14 protein-coding genes and 1 pseudogene are annotated in these 19,864 nt (G+C 59.4%); 6 read left to right on the top strand and 9 right to left on the bottom strand.

The genetic code is table 11. The features are described 5' to 3' along the window. Positions 1–642: 642 nt before the first annotated feature. Positions 643–2,589, top strand: a complete 1,947-nt coding sequence (locus EM858_RS21315; RefSeq protein WP_080820077.1) for a M23 family metallopeptidase — start codon at positions 643–645, stop codon at positions 2,587–2,589. Between the two features lie 87 nt (positions 2,590–2,676). On the opposite strand, the gene clpB is transcribed toward EM858_RS21315, so the two are convergent. The 6 genes from clpB to EM858_RS21285 form a co-directional block, all read right to left on the bottom strand. Next, a complete protein-coding gene (clpB, locus tag EM858_RS21310) occupies positions 2,677–5,307 on the bottom strand; it encodes an ATP-dependent chaperone ClpB (protein WP_080820075.1) in 2,631 nt (876 codons plus the stop codon). Positions 5,308–5,663: 356 nt separating this feature from the next. Further along, positions 5,664–6,455: a DUF4167 domain-containing protein gene (locus EM858_RS21305; RefSeq protein ID WP_020811301.1), complete on the bottom strand. Its 792-nt coding sequence runs from the start codon at positions 6,453–6,455 to the stop codon at positions 5,664–5,666. 396 nt (positions 6,456–6,851) lie between these two features. Then, entirely contained in the window at positions 6,852–7,721 is an 870-nt protein-coding gene (gene prmC, locus EM858_RS21300) for a peptide chain release factor N(5)-glutamine methyltransferase (protein WP_080820074.1), read from the bottom strand. Continuing rightward, a complete protein-coding gene (prfA, locus tag EM858_RS21295; RefSeq protein WP_020811675.1) occupies positions 7,718–8,797 on the bottom strand; it encodes a peptide chain release factor 1 in 1,080 nt (359 codons plus the stop codon). Before prfA ends, prmC begins: the two co-directional genes overlap by 4 nt. Before the next feature lie 130 nt (positions 8,798–8,927). After that, a complete protein-coding gene (ptsP, locus tag EM858_RS21290) occupies positions 8,928–11,195 on the bottom strand; it encodes a phosphoenolpyruvate--protein phosphotransferase (protein WP_080820072.1) in 2,268 nt (755 codons plus the stop codon). 174 nt (positions 11,196–11,369) lie between these two features. Continuing rightward, positions 11,370–12,647: an aspartate kinase gene (locus EM858_RS21285; RefSeq protein WP_080821034.1), complete on the bottom strand. Its 1,278-nt coding sequence runs from the start codon at positions 12,645–12,647 to the stop codon at positions 11,370–11,372. 390 nt (positions 12,648–13,037) lie between these two features. Between EM858_RS21285 and EM858_RS21275 the strand changes: the two genes are divergently transcribed. Further along, positions 13,038–14,885 carry a DEAD/DEAH box helicase gene (locus tag EM858_RS21275; protein ID WP_080820071.1) on the top strand — a complete coding sequence of 616 codons (1,848 nt, stop codon included), beginning with the start codon at positions 13,038–13,040 and terminating at the stop codon, positions 14,883–14,885. Positions 14,886–14,987: 102 nt separating this feature from the next. Here EM858_RS21275 and EM858_RS21270 read toward each other — a convergent pair whose 3' ends face one another. Continuing rightward, a complete protein-coding gene (locus EM858_RS21270) occupies positions 14,988–15,437 on the bottom strand; it encodes a hypothetical protein (RefSeq protein WP_080820069.1) in 450 nt (149 codons plus the stop codon). 104 nt (positions 15,438–15,541) lie between these two features. On the opposite strand from EM858_RS21270, the pseudogene EM858_RS27470 reads away from it, so the two are divergent. Further along, positions 15,542–15,739: pseudogene (locus tag EM858_RS27470) on the top strand (helix-turn-helix domain-containing protein); the annotation flags it as partial. A gap of 24 nt (positions 15,740–15,763) precedes the next feature. Next, positions 15,764–16,183: a TetR-like C-terminal domain-containing protein gene (locus EM858_RS21265; RefSeq protein ID WP_244557372.1), complete on the top strand. Its 420-nt coding sequence runs from the start codon at positions 15,764–15,766 to the stop codon at positions 16,181–16,183. A gap of 65 nt (positions 16,184–16,248) precedes the next feature. On the opposite strand, the gene EM858_RS21260 is transcribed toward EM858_RS21265, so the two are convergent. Beyond that, on the bottom strand, positions 16,249–17,487 hold the full coding sequence (locus tag EM858_RS21260) for a saccharopine dehydrogenase family protein (RefSeq protein ID WP_080820066.1): 1,239 nt from the start codon (positions 17,485–17,487) through the stop codon (positions 16,249–16,251). Positions 17,488–17,547: 60 nt separating this feature from the next. After that, positions 17,548–18,645: a carboxynorspermidine decarboxylase gene (nspC, locus tag EM858_RS21255; RefSeq protein WP_080820065.1), complete on the bottom strand. Its 1,098-nt coding sequence runs from the start codon at positions 18,643–18,645 to the stop codon at positions 17,548–17,550. A gap of 273 nt (positions 18,646–18,918) precedes the next feature. Between nspC and EM858_RS21250 the strand changes: the two genes are divergently transcribed. Then, a complete protein-coding gene (locus EM858_RS21250) occupies positions 18,919–19,263 on the top strand; it encodes a DUF883 family protein (protein WP_120947720.1) in 345 nt (114 codons plus the stop codon). 10 nt (positions 19,264–19,273) lie between these two features. Continuing rightward, complete coding sequence (locus EM858_RS21245; protein ID WP_003508754.1) at positions 19,274–19,711, top strand: hypothetical protein; 438 nt, start codon at positions 19,274–19,276, stop codon at positions 19,709–19,711. Positions 19,712–19,864: the final 153 nt, after the last annotated feature.

Here is a 19,864-nt window from a genome sequence, read left to right as displayed (position 1 = left end):
GGTGTATTCTCTTGTTCAAAACGTGACCGTCAAAGTCTATTCCTGAGATCCAAATTCCTTCAGACCCCGCAAGCTTCGCCGCCCACGTTTCTCTTTCTTCTCATATTCAATTGTCAAATAACAGACCGCCCAAAGCAGTCACAAAATCAATCGCCCCAAAGCCATAAGCCCCGAAACCCAACAAGCAATCCGCTCATCAACTTGATTTCTTGAGAACGAAAGTCGCCGTCGCCAGCAGCGCCGCTCGCCCTCGTTCAGTGAGCGGACTTATAAATCCACACCCTCAAACAAGTCAACAGCCCAAATTGGAAATTTTAGAGAAATATTCCAATTATTTGATTTTGCTAGATAATTTCAATTTTCAACGACGACCCGCTGCAAAAGACGCCACAGCGCTGCCGGTTTTGCACAGGAGAACGGAGCCCGCGACATCAAGTCGAGCCCCGCGCCTTCTTTTGGCCCGGTTCCTCACTAATTGCTTTGCCAACGAAGCGTTAATGCGGGCATGCGTGCGCGTGTCCTTATGTAGGCTGTTGCGACATATCTTTCGATGCGTCGATCAAATTTGACTCATCGCTTTGAAAGTTGCACACCTTCGCCTGAAGTTTCTGGAGAGCGCATGACCGACGGGGCACAGCTGGTATGACTGCGGATCGCAATGTGATCCGGTCGCTAGGCACGGAACCGCCAATTTTGGCGGAAGGGCGCCGTGCACCCGATCGTCGCGAAATTTCGCTGCGATGGCTTTCCGGCACGTTTCTCACCGGCATTACCTCTTCCATATTGATGGGCGTGGCTCTTTTCGCGGCCCTTGACGGCCGCCAGCAGCTCGCCATTCCCGCCGAAGCCTTCGCAAAGGCGGATATGGGCAACAACGCCGCGGAAGCCGCCCGTCGCGGCACGCGCCTCGTCGCACCGAATATCGCGGCCCGGCCGTCCGACCGGTCGATCATGGAAGTTTCCACCGTCATCAATGAAGGCGACAAGGAAGTGGTCCGCAAGGTTCCCTTCTCCCACGTCAAGATTCCGCTGGCGTCAAATTACGCCAAGCAGGATGACTATCCCGCCTTCGATCCCCTGAATATTTTTGCCAGCAACGAGGACAAGGACGCATCGGCACCCGCACCAAGCCGGACGGGAACGATCTATGGCTCCGAGGTTGAATCCGAAGTCAGCCTGAAGACTGTCGCCTTTCCCGTCCAGCACTCCAAATATGCCTTCGCCGGCTCCTTGAGCTTCGACGAGGTCGAGGAGGCGGTGCGCTCGAACGGTTCGATCCTGACGGATGGCAACGAGCAGCTGGCCGCGCTCTATTACATCGACCCACGCCGTTTCGATAATGACGACGGCGATGTCGACATTACCGCTGGCCTTGCCGCCCGTGTCGTCGAACAGAACATGTCGGTCTCGACCCCGCAGTCCGCCTCGGTGCCTGTCAAGGAATATGCCGACGACGTGATCCCTGCCCGCCAGACAGAGACCATCGAAGCCGCCCTCTTCGGCGCCGGCTATTCGAAGGCGCAGTCGTCGGAAATCGCCGGGCTGCTATCGCCGCAAATCCAGTCGAACAATGTCGAAAGCGGCGATGTGCTGCGCGTCGGCATTATTCAGGAAGACGAGAAAAGCGACATCGTGCGCGTGAGCCTTTACCGCAAGGGCCGCCACATGGTCACCATGGCCATCGATGACAGCAAGCGTTTCATCAAGGCCAGCGAACCGCCGAAGCTCGATGCCGTGGCGACCGCCTTCGACAGCACTCCGGCACCTGCCGCCGGACGCGATCTGCCGAGCGTTTATGACGGGGTCTACCGTGCGGCTCTGGCCTACGGCATGAACCAGGGCATGGTTTCGCAGCTCATCAAGCTTCTGGCCAGCAGCGTCGATTTCCAGGCGCAGCTCAAGCCGGCGGATACGCTGGAAGCCTTCTTCTCCGTGGAAGACGCGGATGGCAAGGCGACGGACAAGTCGGAACTGCTCTACGTCAATGCCAAATTCGGCGACAACGAGACACGCTTTTACCGGTTCCAGAACCCGGACGACAACAGCATCGATTATTTCGACGAGAACGGCAAAAGCATCCGGCAATTCCTGTTGCGCAACCCGGTTCCGAACGGCCGCATGACATCCGGTTTCGGCATGCGCCGCCATCCGGTTCTGAAATTCAGCCGCATGCATACCGGCACTGACTGGGCCGCCGCCCGCGGCACGCCGATCATCGCGACGGGCAACGGCACTGTCGAGAAGGCCGGATGGGCCTCCGGTTACGGCAACCAGACGCTGATCCGCCATGCCAATGGCTATGTCTCTTCCTATAACCACCAGAGCGCCATCGCCAAGGGTGTCACGGAAGGCGCAAAGGTCCGGCAGGGCCAGGTCATCGGTTACGTAGGATCGACCGGCCTTTCGACCGGCGCGCATCTGCATTACGAGCTGATCGTCAACGGCACCAAGGTGGATGCGATGAAGGTGCGCCTGCCGGGCGGCAAGTCGCTTTCCGGCGAGGCGCTGGCGCGTTTCTCCGACGAGAGAAAGCGCATCGACAATCTGCTGAATATTGACGAAAAGCCCAATCAGGTGGCGAGCCGCTGATCTGCGGGCAGACCCGAACGATAATCCCGGTCATGTGAAAAGGGCCCGGTCATATGAAAAGGGCTCCGTTTCCGGAGCCCTTTCATTTTATGCCGCATCGGCCGTTTCAGCCTCAGCCTCAGCCTCACCCCTGGCGGGCTTGACCTTGAACAGCAGCCGGTCCGTGCCCGAGGTCACCTTGACCCGCGATCCATCCGGCACTTCGCCGCCGAGGATCATTTCGGCAAGCCTGTCCTGAACCGCCTTCTGGATAACCCGCTTCAGCGGACGCGCGCCGTAAGCTGGATCATAGCCCTTGTTAGCAAGCCAGTTGCGGGCATCCTCATCCAGTTCGAGTGAAATCTTGCGATCGCCGAGCAGCGAGATGAGACGCTTCAGCTGGATTTCGACAATTGCACCCATTTCGTCGCGCCGCAGGCGGTGGAAGAGGATGATATCGTCGACACGGTTGAGGAATTCCGGCCGGAAATGCGACCGGACCCGCTCCATCACCAGGTCACGAACCGAATCCACATCGTCATTGTCGCCCATCTGCGTCATGAATTCCGAACCGAGGTTCGAAGTCATGATGATGATGGTGTTCTTGAAATCGACGGTGCGGCCCTGGCCATCCGTGAGGCGGCCATCATCCAGCACCTGCAAGAGGACGTTGAACACATCCGGATGCGCTTTCTCGATCTCGTCGAACAGCACGACCTGATAGGGCCGGCGACGAACCGCTTCCGTGAGCGCCCCGCCCTCTTCGTAACCGACATAGCCGGGAGGCGCACCGATCAGCCGGGCAACGGAGTGTTTCTCCATATATTCCGACATGTCGAGGCGAACCATCGCGGTTTCGTCGTCGAACAGGAAGCGGGCGAGCGACTTGGTCAGCTCGGTCTTGCCCACACCCGTCGGGCCAAGGAAGATGAACGAACCGATCGGCCGGTTGGGATCCTGAAGACCGGCGCGCGAACGGCGAACCGCCTTGGAAACCGCCTGAACGGCCTCGCCCTGCCCGACAACGGACTTGGCAAGCTCGTCTTCCATGCGCAGCAGCTTTTCGCGCTGGCCTTCCAGCATCTTGTCGACAGGAATACCGGTCCAGCGGGAAACGACATGGGCGATATTGTCCGCCGTCACCACTTCCTGAACCATCGAGCCGGCACCGCTGCTATCGCGGGCTTCCGCCGCAGCCAGTTCCTTTTCGAGACCGGGAATGATGCCATAGGTCAGCTCGCCGGCGCGCTGGAACTGACCGTTACGCTGGGCAATTGCCAGTTCGTTACGGGCTTCGTCCAGCCGCTTCTTGAGGTCGGCGGCATGGCCGAGCTTCTGCTTTTCCGCCTGCCAGCGGGCCGTCAGCGCATCCGCCTTTTCTTCCGTATCGGCCAACTCGTCCTCAAGCTTCTTCAGCCGGTCGGCGGAGGACTGGTCCGTCTCCTGCTTCAAGGCTTCGCGCTCGATCTTGAGCTGAATGATGCGCCGATCCAGTTCGTCCAGTTCTTCCGGCTTGGAATCCACCTGCATGCGAAGACGCGAAGCGGCCTCATCCATCAGGTCAATTGCCTTGTCGGGCAGGAAACGGTCGGTGATATAGCGGTTGGAAAGCGTCGCAGCCGCAACCAGGGCCGAATCCGAGATACGGACCTTGTGATGCTGTTCGTATTTTTCCTTCAATCCGCGCAGGATCGAGATCGTGTCCTCAACGGTCGGCTCATCGACGAGCACGGGCTGGAAACGGCGGGCAAGGGCCGGATCCTTTTCCACATGCTTGCGGTACTCGTCGAGCGTGGTGGCGCCGACGCAGTGCAACTCGCCACGGGCAAGTGCGGGCTTCAAGAGGTTGGACGCATCCATCGCACCATCGGCCTTGCCGGCGCCGACCAGCGTGTGCATCTCATCGATGAACAGGATGATGCCGCCATTTTCGGCCTGCACTTCGTTGAGCACAGCCTTCAGGCGCTCTTCGAATTCACCACGATATTTCGCACCGGCGATCAGCGCGCCCATATCGAGCGCCATCAGCTTCTTGTCCTTCAGGCTTTCCGGCACGTCGCCATTGACGATGCGCAGCGCAAGACCCTCGGCAATCGCCGTTTTACCGACGCCCGGTTCACCGATCAGCACGGGATTGTTCTTGGTGCGGCGCGAGAGCACCTGAATGGTGCGGCGGATTTCGTCGTCGCGGCCGATCACCGGATCGAGCTTGCCTTCGCGGGCCTCTTCCGTCAGGTCGCGAGCGAACTTCTTCAGCGCATCGAAGCCCTGTTCGGCATTGGCGCTGTCAGCCGTGCGGCCCTTGCGGATATCGTTGATGACCTGATCGAGCGCCTGCGCCGTTGCGCCGGCCTTCTTCAGGGAAGCCGAGGTGGTGGCGGAGCTTTCAATCGCAAGCGCCTGCAGCAGACGCTCGACAGTGACAAAACTGTCGCCGGCCTTCTTGGCGAGATCTTCCGCGGTGGAGAACACTTTGGCGAGCGGCGCGGTGAGCGAAAGGCCACCATTGCCGCCGGAAACCTTGGGCAATTTCGCAAGCGCCGCATCATTGGCAAGACGCGCTTCCTTGGCGTTGCCGCCGGCGCGCTCGATCAGCGATGCCGCCATGCCCTGTTCGTCATCGAGCAGAACCTTCAGAACGTGTTCGGGCGAAAACTGCTGATGGTTCTCCGCCAGCGCAAAGGTCTGCGCCGATTGCAGAAAACCGCGAACGCGCTCGGAGTATTTTTCAATATTCATAGTCGAACCTCCATAAACCGGCCCGCCCGCTTTCGGCACGGCTCCGGGTGTTAGGGTTGAGGCTCCCTCAAAAGGCAAGCCCCGCTACGACAGTCGCGTTTTAAAAGGATTTCACGATCGCCGCCTCTTGAAGATCGGTTGCCGGCGAATGCGGCTTCCGTCCTTCCTGCACGAATATGGGAGGCATTTTCATCGGTTTAAAGGGGAGAAAAACCCATCATCCGGGAAATTTTCATATGATTTGACAGGCATCAAATCCCACCGGCTGCGAACGGAATGTGCATAACCAAGCGCCAAAAGCAAAAAACTCCGGCAAGCCGGAGTTTTTCGATCGCAGAGTGATTTGCAGAAGCTGCTTATTCGGCAGCATTCTCAAGCGTGGCGGGTGCCGCCTCTTCACCGGCCGGCGCGTCTTCGCCTTCGGCGCCTTCCGCAGCGGCGGTGCGGCGCGGGCGGCGCTGGCGCGGTCCGGTCGCACGGCGCGTCTTCGGTGCGCGTTCGCCCGCCGGAGCTTCCGCCTGCTGCTGCTCTTCCTCGACGGCCACTTCCATGGGCGTGCCTTCGATGACGGGCTGCGGCGCCTGGCTGGCGTCATAAACCGGCGGCTGCTGTTCGGCGGCCACCTGCGGCTGGCGCGGCTGACGCTCCTGCCGCTCGCGGCGGTCCGGACGCTCACGACGCTCCTGGCGCTGTTCGTTCCGCTCAGTACGCTCCTGACGTTCCGGCTGCTGCGCGCGCTCGGCCTGTTCGGCCTGCTGCTGCGGTGCAACGACGCCTTCATCGCCGTCGTTCACATCCATATCGTCGCCATCGGCAGCATTGTACTCGCCGCGGTCGTCGCGCTGGAAGCGTTCCTGCATCTGGGCCTGAGCCGAAGCGATGATGCGGTTATAATGTTCAGCGTGCTGCAGATAGTTCTCAGCGATCACGCGGTCGCCGGAACTCTGCGCGTCGCGCGCCAGAGCCGCGTATTTTTCCGCTATGTGCTGGGCTGTGCCACGGATTTTAACATCGGGGCCGGAACTGTCATAAGTCCTGGTGAGCGGGTTGCCGCCCTTGCGGTTGAAGTTGTTATTGTTACCGCCACCATTGTTATTGTTGTTGTTTCCACGCCCCCGGCCGCGCTTGTTTTGCTGTCCTGGCCTCATCAATTGCTCACCTGAATTCTGTTTTGCTGACAATCTGGTTGTTTTCATGCAATTCCGGGCGGAAAACCGCTGGAAATTTTTCCTGAAATTGCTCCATCACGCGCCTTGCCGAAGATAACTCCAGGGCAAGACCTCGCGTATGACGACCGGCTGCGCAAATGCTGCACCGAGCCGCCTGCGAACAAAGTTTACTGATTCACATGCCGGAAACGCCCAGCCTTTCAGGGCTCTTTAAAGAACCCGCTTCGGGACTGACCCATACCCTGACGAATCTCAGTTCGTCCTCAGCCACCCGGCATGTGGCCGCAAACTATCCCGCTTCCCGCGGAAATCCAAGCCTTTTCTTTTGCTGTGCAAAATATCCTTGCAAAAAATCCGCAGACATATCGCGAACAACTATCTCCGGAAGGTCAAAACTCTGTCGTTACCGCCATAATCCTTCACGGCGTCCAGAAGAGAGAAGCCGTGGGAAGCAAATATAGCGGAAACATCAAGCCTTTGATCGAAACCGATCTCCACACCGACAATCCCGTTTTCCACAAGAAAGCGGCCTGCATCGGCAGCGATGAGGCGGTACGGTGCAAGGCCGTCCTGACCTCCATCCAGCGCCACCATCGGGTCGTGGTTACGAACCTCCTGGTCAAGCGTTGCGACGATATCAGTCTTTATATAAGGCGGATTCGACACAATTATGTCAAAGCGGCCAGAGATTTTTTCAAACCAGTCGCTGCGGATGGCCTCGAAGCGCCCGCCGAGATCGTTTCGGGCCGCATTCCGGGCCGCCGTTTCCAGCGCATCGGCGGAAATGTCGCTGCCGATACCGGTTGCTTCGGGGCATTCCTTCAACAGCGCCAGACAGATCGCGCCGGTCCCGGTGCCCATATCCAGAATGCGGGCGCTGCCCTTGGCGGAAACGGTTTTTTTCAGCGCCGGCAAGAGGGTATCGACAAGAACCTCCGTATCCGGCCGGGGTTCGAGAGTCTCCTTCGATAAAAGAAGGTCGAGGCCATGAAATTCCCGATGGCCCAGAATACGGTGAACGGGTTCGCCATTCGCCCGTCTTTCGATCATGGCGGCGATACGGGCGCTTTCTTCCGGCGTAACGGCACGATCAGGCTTCATCACGAAATCGGTCAATGAAAAACCGACGACCTCCGCAATCAAAAGCCGCGCATCGAGAAGCGGATCGGCGATCCCCGCCGCCTGCAGCCTTTTGCGGGCGGCGGCAAGCGCGCTTGCAACACTCGCTTCGGCCGCCGTGCTCAAAGCTGTTCGCCGAGCTGTGCAAGCTGTCCGGCCTGATAATCGGCGATCAGCGCATCCACAAGTTCATCGATCTCGCCTTCGATCATCCGGTCCAGCTTGTAGAGCGTGAGGTTGATGCGGTGATCGGTGACGCGGCCCTGCGGGAAGTTATAGGTACGGATGCGCTCGGAACGGTCACCGGAACCTACCTGGCTCTTACGGTCGGCTGAACGTTCGCTGTCCACCTTCTGGCGCTCGATGTCGTAAAGCCGCGAGCGCAGAACCTGCATGGCCTTGGCGCGGTTCTGATGCTGCGATTTCTCCGAACTGGTGACGATCAGGCCCGTCGGCAGATGGGTGATGCGAACGGCGGAGTCGGTGGTGTTGACGTGCTGGCCGCCCGCACCCGAAGCACGCATCGTGTCGATGCGAATGTCTTCCGGGCGGATTTCGATATCGATATCTTCCGCTTCCGGCAGCACCGCAACGGTGGCGGCAGACGTGTGGATGCGGCCGCTCGCTTCCGTTTCCGGCACACGCTGTACCCGGTGCACGCCGGATTCGAATTTCAGCTTGGAGAACACCCCTCGCCCGCTGATCGTGGCGATGATTTCCTTGTAACCGCCCGCTTCGCCCTCGCTTGCGGAAAGTACTTCCACCTTCCAGCCCTTGGTCGAGGCGAAACGTTCATACATGCGGAACAGATCGCCGGCGAAAAGGGCTGCCTCGGACCCGCCGGTACCGGCGCGAATTTCGAGAATCGCGCTTTTTTCGTCCGCCGCATCCTTCGGCAGCAGCAGAACCTGCATGTCCTTTTCAAGCTCGCCGATGCGGACCTCGACATCCGGCAGCTCCATTTCCGCCAGATCGCGCATATCCTTGTCGGTCGACTTGTCGGCCAGCAGCGCCTCGAGATCGGCGGCCTCGGAAACCGCTTTCTCGTAGTCGCGGATTTTCTTCACCACCGGCTCGAGTTCGGAATATTCCGAAGCCAGCTTCACATAGACATCCGCGGCAGGCCCGGCCGACATACGCGCTTCGATCTCACCGAAACGTCTCTCCAACTCGCGCATTTTTTCGACGGGAAGCTTCGCCACCAGTCACTCCAATAATGAAACAGGTCTTTTAGAGCGTTTTCGCTTTTCTTCGAAACGCGAAAACGCTCTAACTTTTTGCTTTAACGCATTTCCGGACGGAAAACCGGGGTCCACTTTTCCTGGAAATGCTCTAAATGGGAATGGAATGCGTCGCGGCAAAGCGTAACAACACCTCGCGCGCGCTTTCCAGCGAATTATGGTCGTCCAGCGCCGCGTTCAGCTCTTCGGCCAGGCGCGCGGCATCGAGCCCGAGCAGCATGGCCTTGACCGGACCGATGGCCGTCGGCGACATGGAAACAGAACGGAAGCCGAGGCCGATCAATGCCATGGCCGAAAGCGGCTTGCCCGCCATTTCGCCGCACAGCGTGACCGAGGTGTGGTGCCTTTCGCCGGCGCGGACGATATCGCGCAGAATGCGCAGGAACGGCTTGCCGAGATTGTCGAAACGATCCGAAACACGCGCATTGCCGCGATCGACCGCCATCGAGAACTGGAACAGGTCGTTCGAACCGACGGAGACGAAATCCACCTCCTGCATCAGCTCATCGAGCTGCCACATCAGCGATGGCACTTCCAGCATGGCGCCGAATTGCAGCTTTTTCGGCAGCGCGTGGCTGAATTTCGAAAGATGCTGCACTTCCTTTTGCAGAAGATCGCGCGCTGCACGGATTTCGGACACTTCCGTCACCATCGGCAGCATCATGCGCAGTTCGGCACCCGAGGCGGCGCGCAGCAGCGCGCGCATCTGCGTGCGCATCAGGCCCGGCCGGTCGAGCGACAGGCGGATCGCCCGCCAGCCCAGTGCCGGGTTTTCCTCTTCCTGACCGCGCATATAAGAAACGACCTTGTCGCCGCCGATATCGAGCGTGCGGAAGGTGACGCTCTTGCCCTTCGCCTGCCGCAGAACGGACCGGTAGAACGCCTCCTGCTCCTCGCCCTTCGGCATGTTGGAGGCGATCATGAATTGCAGCTCGGTGCGGAACAGGCCGATGCCATCGGCGCCGGATTCGTCGAGCTGCGGCAGGTCCACCAAAAGGCCCGCATTCATCTTCAGATTGACCTTCTGGCCATCCCTGGTGATCGGCTCAACATTGCGCAGCGCGCGGAACTGCTCCTGCCGGCGGGCGCGAAGGCGCACCTTTTCTTCATAGGCACGCTGCAAATCCGACATCGGGCGCAGATGCACCTGGCCGTCATCGCCATCGATAATGATGGGATCGTTGTTTTCCGCCAGAGCGACGATACCGGTCGCCTGGCCGATGATCGGAATGCCCATGGCGCGCGCGACGATGACGACATGGCTCGTCACCGCGCCGTCTTCGAGCACCAGACCACGCAGTTTTTCACGCGGGTAATCGAGCAGTTCGGCAGCACCCATGGCGCGCGCCAGAACGATGGCGTCGAGCGGGAAATCCTGCTCCGGCCCACGACCGCCAAAACCGATCAACTGACGCAGCAGCCGGTTGGCGAGATCGTCGAAATCATGCATGCGCTCGCGCAGATAAGGATCGGTCAGGCGCATCATGCGCGCCTTGGTGTCGCTCTGCACCTTCTCGACCGCCGCTTCCGCCGTCAGGCCGTTGCGGATCGCCTCTTCCATGCGCCGCACCCAGCCCTGGTCGTGGGCGAACATGCGATAGGTTTCCAGAACCTCGCGATGCTCTCCCTCGGTCGGCACATCGCGGCGCTGCAACATATCGTCGATGGACAGACGCAGCGAACCGATGGCATCGGCAAGACGCCGGATTTCCGTATCGGCATCTTCATTGAGCAGATTGGTGACGACGATGCGCGGATCGTGCAGCACGACGTGGCCAAGACCGATGCCTTCGCCATAGCCGTCGCCATCGATGGAAACGGCGCGCGTCAGATCCAGCTCCACCCCGGGGCGGGTGATCTTCTTCAACTCGCCGCTCGCCACTATTTCGGCAATGAGCATCGCGGTTGTCTCAAGCGCTTCCACTTCATCCTCCCGGTATGTTCGGCTGGCCTTGTTCTGGACCACAAGAACGCCAAGAGTGCGACCGGAACGCAAAATCGGCACGCCGAGGAAGGAATGATAAATTTCCTCACCGGTTTCAGGAAGATAGCGGAAAGCGGGATGCGCCTGCGCATCGGAAAGATTGAGAGGTTGGGCGGAAGCGGCGATGGTGCCGACAAGACCTTGCCCCATTTTCAGCTGGGCAAGATGCACGGCATCCTTGTTCAGACCTTCGGTAGCGTAAAGCTCGAGCACGCTGTCGGAGCGCAGCACATAGACCGAGCAAACCTCCGCCACCATGTTGCTGGCAATCTGACGGACGATCTGGTCCAGACGGTCCTGCGGTTCAAGGTGCTCCGCCATCATTTCGCGCAGCCGCTTGAGCAGGACGCGCGGACCTGCGGAAAGGTCTCTCATCGCGTTTGCTCCCCGACACTTCCGATCCGAATGTCATAATATTCGAGAATCAAAAGGTCATTTAAAAATTTATAGCGCGAGAAGCGCGTCCCGCAAGGGACACGCTTTCATGAAACGCCACATCGGAAGAACGCAACTCCGAAGAATCGGAGCATCGGGAACCGATGTCTCGGCTTAGCTCTTATCGAGACCGTAGGCGGAATGCAAAGTGCGAACCGCAAGTTCGGCATAGGCGCCGTCGATCAGGATCGAAATCTTGATCTCGGAGGTGGTGATCGCCTTGATGTTGATGTTCTTCTCGGCAAGCGCCTTGAACGCGCTGGCGGCAACGCCGGCGTGGCTGCGCATGCCGATACCGATGACCGAAACCTTGGCGAGACCGGTCTCGTTCTGCGCGACGTCGAAGCCGATCTGGGCCTTGTTGTCTTCCAGAAGCTTGATCGCCTTGGCAACGTCGCCCGAAGGAACGGTGAAGGTCATGTCGGTGCGCGAACCGTCTTCGGAGATGTTCTGCACGATCATGTCGACGTTGATATGCGCTTCGGCGAGCGGCCCGAAGATCGCGGCGGAAACGCCCGGACGGTCGGCCACGCGGCGCAGCGAGATCTGTGCTTCATCCTTGGCATAGGCGATGCCGGTTACGACTTCCTGTTCCACGATTTCATCCTCGTCACAAATCAAAGTACCGGGCGGGTTGATGAGGTCGCCCATGCCCGGCGCATCGGGATCCTCGAAACTGGAGCGAACGAAGGTGCGCACCTTGTGTACCATGGCAAGCTCGACCGAGCGAACCTGCAGAACCTTCGCGCCGAGAGACGCCATTTCGAGCATTTCCTCGAAGGCGATCTTCTTCATGCGGCGAGCCTTGGGCTCGATGCGCGGATCGGTCGTATAAACGCCGTCGACATCGGTATAGATGTCGCAACGATCCGCCTTGACAGCAGCGGCAATCGCAACTGCGGACGTATCCGAACCGCCGCGGCCAAGCGTCGCGATGCGGTTGTCAGGACCGATGCCCTGGAAACCGGCGACAACGGCCACCTGGCCTTCACCCATGCGATGGATGATATCCGAACCGTCGATTTCGAGAATGCGGGCGGCGCCATGCGCATTGTCGGTGCGGATCGGGATCTGCCAGCCCTGCCAGGAGCGCGCATTGATGCCCATGGATTGCAGCGTGATCGCCAGCAGACCTGACGTCACCTGCTCACCGGATGCGACGACCGCGTCATATTCACGCGCATCGAAAAAGGAGGCGGCGTTGGTGCCGGCCACCTTCGCGGCGTTCTGCACCCAGTCCACCAGCTCGTTGGTTTTGCCGGACATGGCGGAAACGACCACGGCCACTTCATGGCCGGCATCCACTTCGCGTTTCACATGCCGTGCGACATTGTGAATGCGTTCGAGGTTCGCGACGGACGTGCCGCCGAATTTCATGACAATGCGAGCCATAGCCTTGACCAGTACCATCCCATTTTCCCGCCGGCTCCTTCAAAGAGCGGACGGACAAGAACAAACCCAGTCGGCTCTTCCTGACAAAGAGCCTCAAGTTGCGGGTCTCTTAGCGAAAAGGCGGGGGGCACGCAATGCCGTTTATGAACCATGCGGTACGCCTTTTTCGCGGCATCGCTCCGGAACAATGGCGGGATGAAAACGTCGACGGGATAAAGCACCCGCAAAAGAGCGTACCGCAGTGCACTGTACAAATGGGCCCATTCGCAGTATGAGCGCGGCAATGCAACCGGCCAGATGGCCGAAATGGCCTGTATCGGCTGCCCCGGAGACTTTAGGATCTATTGGTTTCGGGCGGATGCGGGCGGCTTCATATCCGAAAGACGGTAGATGACAGACACCCAGGGTATCGCCCCGGCGATCGCGCAGGCGTTGGAAAAACGCGGCTATAAAGATTTGACCCCCGTGCAGCAGGCGATGCTTGCGCCGGAACTCGCCGACAAGGATGCGCTGGTTTCCGCGCAGACCGGTTCCGGCAAGACGGTCGCCTTCGGCATTGCGCTTGCGCCAACGCTGCTGCCGGAAAATGGCCGCTTCGGTCAGGCTTCCGCACCCTTGGCGCTCGCCATCGCGCCGACCCGCGAACTGGCCATGCAGGTCAAGCGCGAGCTGGAGTGGCTCTATGAATTCGCCGGTGTCTCGATTGCCTCCTGCGTCGGCGGCATGGATGTGCGCAACGAGCGCCGGGCGCTGGAGCGCGGCGCTCACATCGTCGTCGGCACGCCGGGGCGTCTTTGCGACCACATCAAGCGCGGCGCGCTCGATCTGTCGTCCATCCGCGCCGTGGTGCTGGATGAGGCGGACGAAATGCTCGACCTCGGCTTCCGTGAAGATCTGGAATTCATTCTAGAAGAATCGCCGGAAACCCGCCGCACGCTGATGTTCTCGGCCACCGTTCCGCGCAGCATCGCCAAGCTTGCGGAAAGCTACCAGAAGAACGCCGTGCGCATCGCCACCGCTTCCGAACAGAAGCAGCATGTCGATATCGAATACCGCGCCATGCTGGTGACGCCGGCCGACCGCGAGAACGCCATCATCAATGCGCTGCGCTTTTATGAAGCCCGCAACGCCATCGTCTTCTGCTCCACCCGTGCGGCTGTGAACCATCTGACGGCGCGGCTCAACAATCGCGGCTTTGCCGTCGTGGCCCTTTCCGGTGAACTGACCCAGAACGAGCGCACCCATGCGCTGCAGGCCATGCGCGACGGCCGCGCCCGCGTCTGCGTGGCGACCGACGTTGCCGCCCGCGGTATCGACCTGCCGGGTCTCGAACTCGTCATCCACGCCGACCTGCCGACCAATTCCGAAACGCTTCTGCACCGCTCCGGCCGCACCGGCCGCGCCGGTCAGAAGGGCGTCAGCGCCATCGTCGTGCCGATCAACCAGCGCCGCAAGGCGGAACGCCTTCTGGAAGGGGCCAAGGTCAGCCCGGCATGGGTACGTCCGCCTTCCGCCGAAGAGATCGTCGAGCGCGATGGCGCCCGGCTTCTGGCCGACCCGTCGCTGACCGAGGCCGTGGCCGAGGACGAGCGCGATTTCGTCACCAGGCTGCTCGAACAGCACGGCGCGGAAAAGGTCGCCGCCGCTTTCGTGCGCCTTTACCACGCCGGCCGTTCCGCGCCGGAGGACATCGCCGAAGTCTCGCTCGACAACAATCGCAAGCCGCGCCGCGACAGCTTCGAAACGGTCGAGAACAATGCGCCGCGTCGTGAGCGCTCCGATTTCGCCGACAGCGCCTGGTTTTCGCTGTCCGTCGGCCGCAAGCAGAGCGCCGAACCGCGCTGGCTGATCCCCATGCTCTGCCGTTTCGGCAAGATCACCCGCCAGGATATCGGCGCGATCCGCATGCAGCAGACGGAGACTTTCGTGGAACTGGCGGCAGATGCCGTCGACCGTTTCACCTCCGCCATCGGCAAGGACATGACGCTCGAAAAGGGCATTCGTCTGAAGGCGCTGGAAGGCAAGCCGGAAATGACCGGCGGCTTCCGCGAAGACACGCGCCCGGCCAAGGCGCAGCGGAAATTCAGCAAATCGGACAATGCAAGCGGCCCCCGCGATGACCGCAAGGGCGACGACAAGCCCTGGAAGAAGAAAAAGCCCTTTGGCGACAAACCGAAATACGAGGGCAAGAAGGACAAGCCTTTCGAGAAGCGCGGGCCGAAGCCGACGAAGGGCTGAGGACGCCCCGGCTTTCAGGCTTATCGAGATAAAGGTCCCGTTTGCGCGGGACCTTTTTTATTGCACCATTCTGCGACATGTCCGCTGCTACCGCTCCTGCGGTCAGTCTTTGGTCGTCACTTCGACAAGCGCCGTGACCGGCTTGCCGTCGACCAGAACAGGCCGATGGTGGTCATCTGCCAGCAGAATGCCGATGACATGCCGCCCGGCCGGGTTTGGGCAATGTCCGAACCGCGCCTTGATGAGATCACCGCCGAAGTCGCTGTTCATGCTGTTATAGGCACGACCGGGAATGTTGCATGTATCGCCCGAAGGGTCGATTTTCATATGCACATGGCCGCATTGGCCGTCTCCTCCACACTGCCCGGCGGGAAGCAGCTTGAAGCTGCTCTTGACGACGACGCCGATAGCCCGTTCGGGATCATTGCCCAATTCGATGACGTCACCAGCCTTCGGCCACACGATTTCCAGCTTTGGGCCTTCCTGCGCATGAGCGGCGACGATCGGGAAAAATGCAAATGCGAGAGTGATTTTTAGAACCGGGTGCAACATTGAAATCTCCATATCTCAATGTAATCGATGATTACATAAAGCTTCATTTCGACGCAATAAAATAATCAGTGATTACATCCCAGTTTGGTGCTACCCGATGGCCTATGGAAAAAGCTCAGGACAAGAAGACGGGACGCGACAGGCCCTACCACCACGGCAACCTTGTCGATGAACTTGTCGCGGCAACAATCGCAATCATCGAGGAACGGGGTGCTGAAAATGTTTCCGTCCGTGAGGCCGCCAAACGTGCCGGCGTCTCGCCGGGAGCGCCTTTCAGGCATTTCCGTTCAAAAACGGCCCTGATGACTGCTGTCGCGGAGCAGGCGATGAACCGGCTGACCGAATCCGTCGAAATCGCGAGAGCGCAGGCCCGCGGTGAGGACCCGCTTGTCGCCTTCGAAGCCATTGGCCACGGTTATCTGCGCTGGGCACTGGCCAACCCGACGCATTTTGAAGTCATAAGTTCGCGAACGCTGATCGACTTCAATTCGTCCGATATTTTACGCGAACAGAACGATGCCATAAGGCGCTTGATGATAAATCTGCTAATGCAGGCGCGTGAAAACGGCCAGCTCCCCCACGGCCTCGATCTGGATCAGCTCGTATTGAGCGCCCGCGCACTGGTCTATGGCCTTGCCCGCATGGCAATCGATGGACATTTTCCGGAATGGCATGTTGCCGAGCCCCCTTCGGAGGCAATGCATAAAACGCTGCATCTGTTCATAGGGCAACTCACCAAAGGCTGAGGCTGCCATTAAAAAAGCCCCGCTTACGCGGGGCTTTCTATTTAACGCAATAACAACACCGGCAATCAGAACTCCAGCGCGCGGTCGCCGTTTTCGTCCTTGATGCGGTTCGGAAGGCCGATCTTGTTTAGGATGTTCAGGAACGGCTTCGGCGGCAGTTCTTCCACATTGGCCATCTGCTTCACGTCCCACTCGCCCGTCGCAATCAGCATGGCAGCGGCGACCGGCGGAACGCCAGCGGTGTAGGAAATGCCCTGCGAGCCGACTTCTTCATAGGCTTCCTTATGGTCAGCCACGTTGTAGATGAAGACTTCGCGCTCCTTGCCGTCCTTGATGCCCTTGACGATATCGCCGATGCAGGTCTTGCCGACATAATCGGGCGCCAGCGAAGACGGATCGGGCAGCACGGCCTTGACAACCTTCAGCGGAACGACTTCAAGGCCTTCAGCCGTCTTGACCGGCTTTTCGGACAGGAGGCCAAGGTTCTTCAGCACGGTGAAGACATTGATATAGTGATCACCAAAGCCCATCCAGAAACGCACATCGGCGCCGTCCATGTTCTTGGACAGCGAATGCACTTCGTCATGGCCGGTCATATAGGCCTTCTGCTTGCCGACGACAGGCAGGTCGAATTCCTGGCCGACTTCGAACATCTGGTTCGTCTGCCACTCGCCATTCTGCCAGGAGTAGACGACGCCCGTGAATTCGCGGAAGTTGATTTCCGGATCGAAGTTGGTCGAGAACCAGCGGCCGTGGCTGCCGGCATTGATATCGACGATATCGACCGAAGTGATCTTGTCGAAATAATCATCCTTGGCGAGACGCGCATAGGCGTTCACCACGCCCGGATCGAAGCCGACGCCGAGAATGGCGGTCACGCCTTTTTCCTTGCACTCTTGCGCGCGCTTCCACTCGTAGTTTCCGTACCACGGCGGCGTCTCGCAAATCTTGGTCGGATCCTCGTGGATCGCCGTGTCCATATAGGCAACACCCGTGTCCATGCAGGCACGAAGAACGGACATGTTGACGAAAGCCGAACCGACATTGATGACGATTTCCACGCCGGTTTTCCTGATCAAGGCTTTCGTCGCCTCGATATCCATCGCGTCAAGCGCATGGGCCTCAAGTTTCACATCTGTCTTGAGGCTCTTCTTTTCGCGTACGGACTCGACAATCTTGCGGCACTTTCCCAAAGTCCGTGACGCAATATGAATGTCTCCCAATACATCGCTGTTCTGGGCGCATTTATGCGCCACGACCTGTGCTACGCCACCGGCGCCGATGATCAGAACGTTCTTCTTCATTTCAGGTGATGCCTCCTTTTCCCCGCAGGGATGAGCTTCGTTTGGTGTTAAAAACAGGGTTTAAGACAGGCTTTGCTCGAAATCGGCAAAGTCGAATTCACGAACGGCGCGAACGGTGCCGTCCAGTTCCTTGATGGCGATGGTCGGCATCTTCACGCCGTTGAACCAGTTCTTCTTGACCATGGTGTAGCCGGCCGCGTCCTGGAAGGAGATGCGGTCACCGACCTTCAACTCCTTGTCGAAGCGGAAGTCGCCGAAAATATCGCCCGCAAGGCAGGATTTGCCGCAGACCATGTAGGGATGCTCGCCTTCGTTCGGCGAAACCTTGGCGGTTTCGCGGTAGATCAGCAGATCGAGCATATGCGCTTCGATGGAGCTGTCGACGATGGCGAGGTTCTTGCCGTTGAACAAAGTGTCGAGAACCGTCACCTCAAGCGTCGTGCTTCTGGTGATCGAGGCTTCGCCCGGCTCCAGATAGACCTGCACGCCGTATTTTTCCGAGAACGCCCGGAGGCGATCGCAGAACTGGTCGAGCGGATAATTATCGCCGGTAAAGTGAATGCCGCCGCCGAGGCTCACCCATTCCGCACGCGACAGCAGCGATCCGAATTTCTCCTCGATCTGCGTCAGCATACGGTCGAACAGGGAAAAATCGCTGTTTTCGCAATTATTATGGATCATGAAGCCGGAAATACGGTCCATGACCTTGTCGACCTTGGCGACATCCCATTCGCCGAGACGGCTGAAGGGGCGCGCAGGATCGGCAAGATCGAAGCTCGAAGAGCTGACCTGCGGGTTGAGGCGCAGACCGCGCGTAATGCCGGAGGCCTTGTCGGCGAAACGCTCGAGCTGACCTATGGAATTGAAGATGATCTTGTCCGCATTGGCAATCACCTCGTCGATTTCATAATCGGCATAGGCAACGGAATAGGCGTGGGTCTCGCCGCCGAATTTCTCACGGCCGAGACGCACTTCATAGAGCGAGGACGAGGTGGTGCCATCCATATATTGCGACATGAAATCGAACACCGACCATGTGGCGAAGCACTTCAGCGCCAGGAGCGCCTTCGCGCCGGATTTTTCCCGCACATAGGCAATCTTCTCCATATTGCGAAGAAGTTTTGTCTTGTCGATGAGGTAATAGGGCGTCTGGAGCATGTCGTTTCACATATTGATTGAAGTCAAGGTACGTCTCGATGATGGGCCTTATAGGATGCTTGTGACAGGAAAACAAATGTCCGGCACCGAATTCCTCGAAAATCGGCCCCGAGCCGAAGTGCCATCAAGAAAACCCGTCCCGTTACGGAACCAAGCCGGCATCGGCGCGTTTGACTGACGGACAGGCGGGTGTTTCGTCCGCCTAAACGAAGCTTCACGGACGGCGGTGACGTGTCGTCGTCCTCATCAATGATGTTCAGGAAGGACCTCCCTATGGCAAGCGTGCGTAGCAACGTCAGCGACAAGATCCAGCAATCCCTCGAAAACGGCGATGCGGCCGATGTGGCAGCGCAGCTCGCCCAGCTTCGCGAAGATCTGGCTAGTCTTGCCAAGAGCGTGAAGGCGCTCGGCGTCGGCGCTTCGCATGAGCTGAAGGCGCAGGCTGCCCGTGTGGCCGATGACGCCCTTACCGCATCCGGAGAAATGGCCGACAGCGTCCGCAATGAAATCTCCACGCTCAACGATAACCTCACCGACCACGTCCAGAAGAACCCGCTCCAGTCCCTCGGCATCGCCGTCGGCGTCGGTTTCGTGCTCGCCCTTCTGACGCGTCGATAAGGCCGCGCTCATGCTTGAGGCATTGCTGGTCTATCTGGGGGAGACCCAGCGCGAGGGGCGCGTCGTTACACGGCGATTGCGCGCGACCATAATCCTGTCGGTTCTGACCGGGATATTTTTCCTGATCGCCTTCATCGCCGCTGTGGTGGCTGGGTCCATCTATCTTGCCCGGCATGTGGGTGCAGGCCCTGCGGCGCTCGTCGTCGCCGGGACCGCCTTCCTGCTCGGCGTCATCATGCTGGTGGCGCTGGCGATCGTCAAACGTCCGAGGGTCTATGCCGCACGGCCCGCTGTCGCGCCTTTGACGGCGGCGCCGCTTGCCGCAGCGCCGCTCGCCCTGCAATCGCTGCTGACCCTGGCGATCCAGGCGCGTCCCTATGCGACGCTCGCCGTGGCTGTCGCGGCCGGTTTCCTGGCCACCAGGGTCAATACGAAAAAGTCCAAGTAATTTCTTGGCGACACGACAAGGCAAACCGCGCGTCCAGACGATGGATGCGCGGTTTTTTTTATGTTACCCGCGAAGGATAGACTGGTTGATGGCGTTACCCGCCACGCCGCCCTTATTTGAACAAAGTGACATACAGTCTCGGGCAGTCTCGGC

It is taken from the genome of Agrobacterium sp. CNPSo 2736, from assembly GCF_004005385.1.
Taxonomy (GTDB): Bacteria; Pseudomonadota; Alphaproteobacteria; order Rhizobiales; family Rhizobiaceae; genus Agrobacterium; species Agrobacterium leguminum.
The sequence above is the reverse complement of the archived record's forward strand: the minus strand, read 5'-3'. Positions and strand labels throughout refer to the sequence as shown.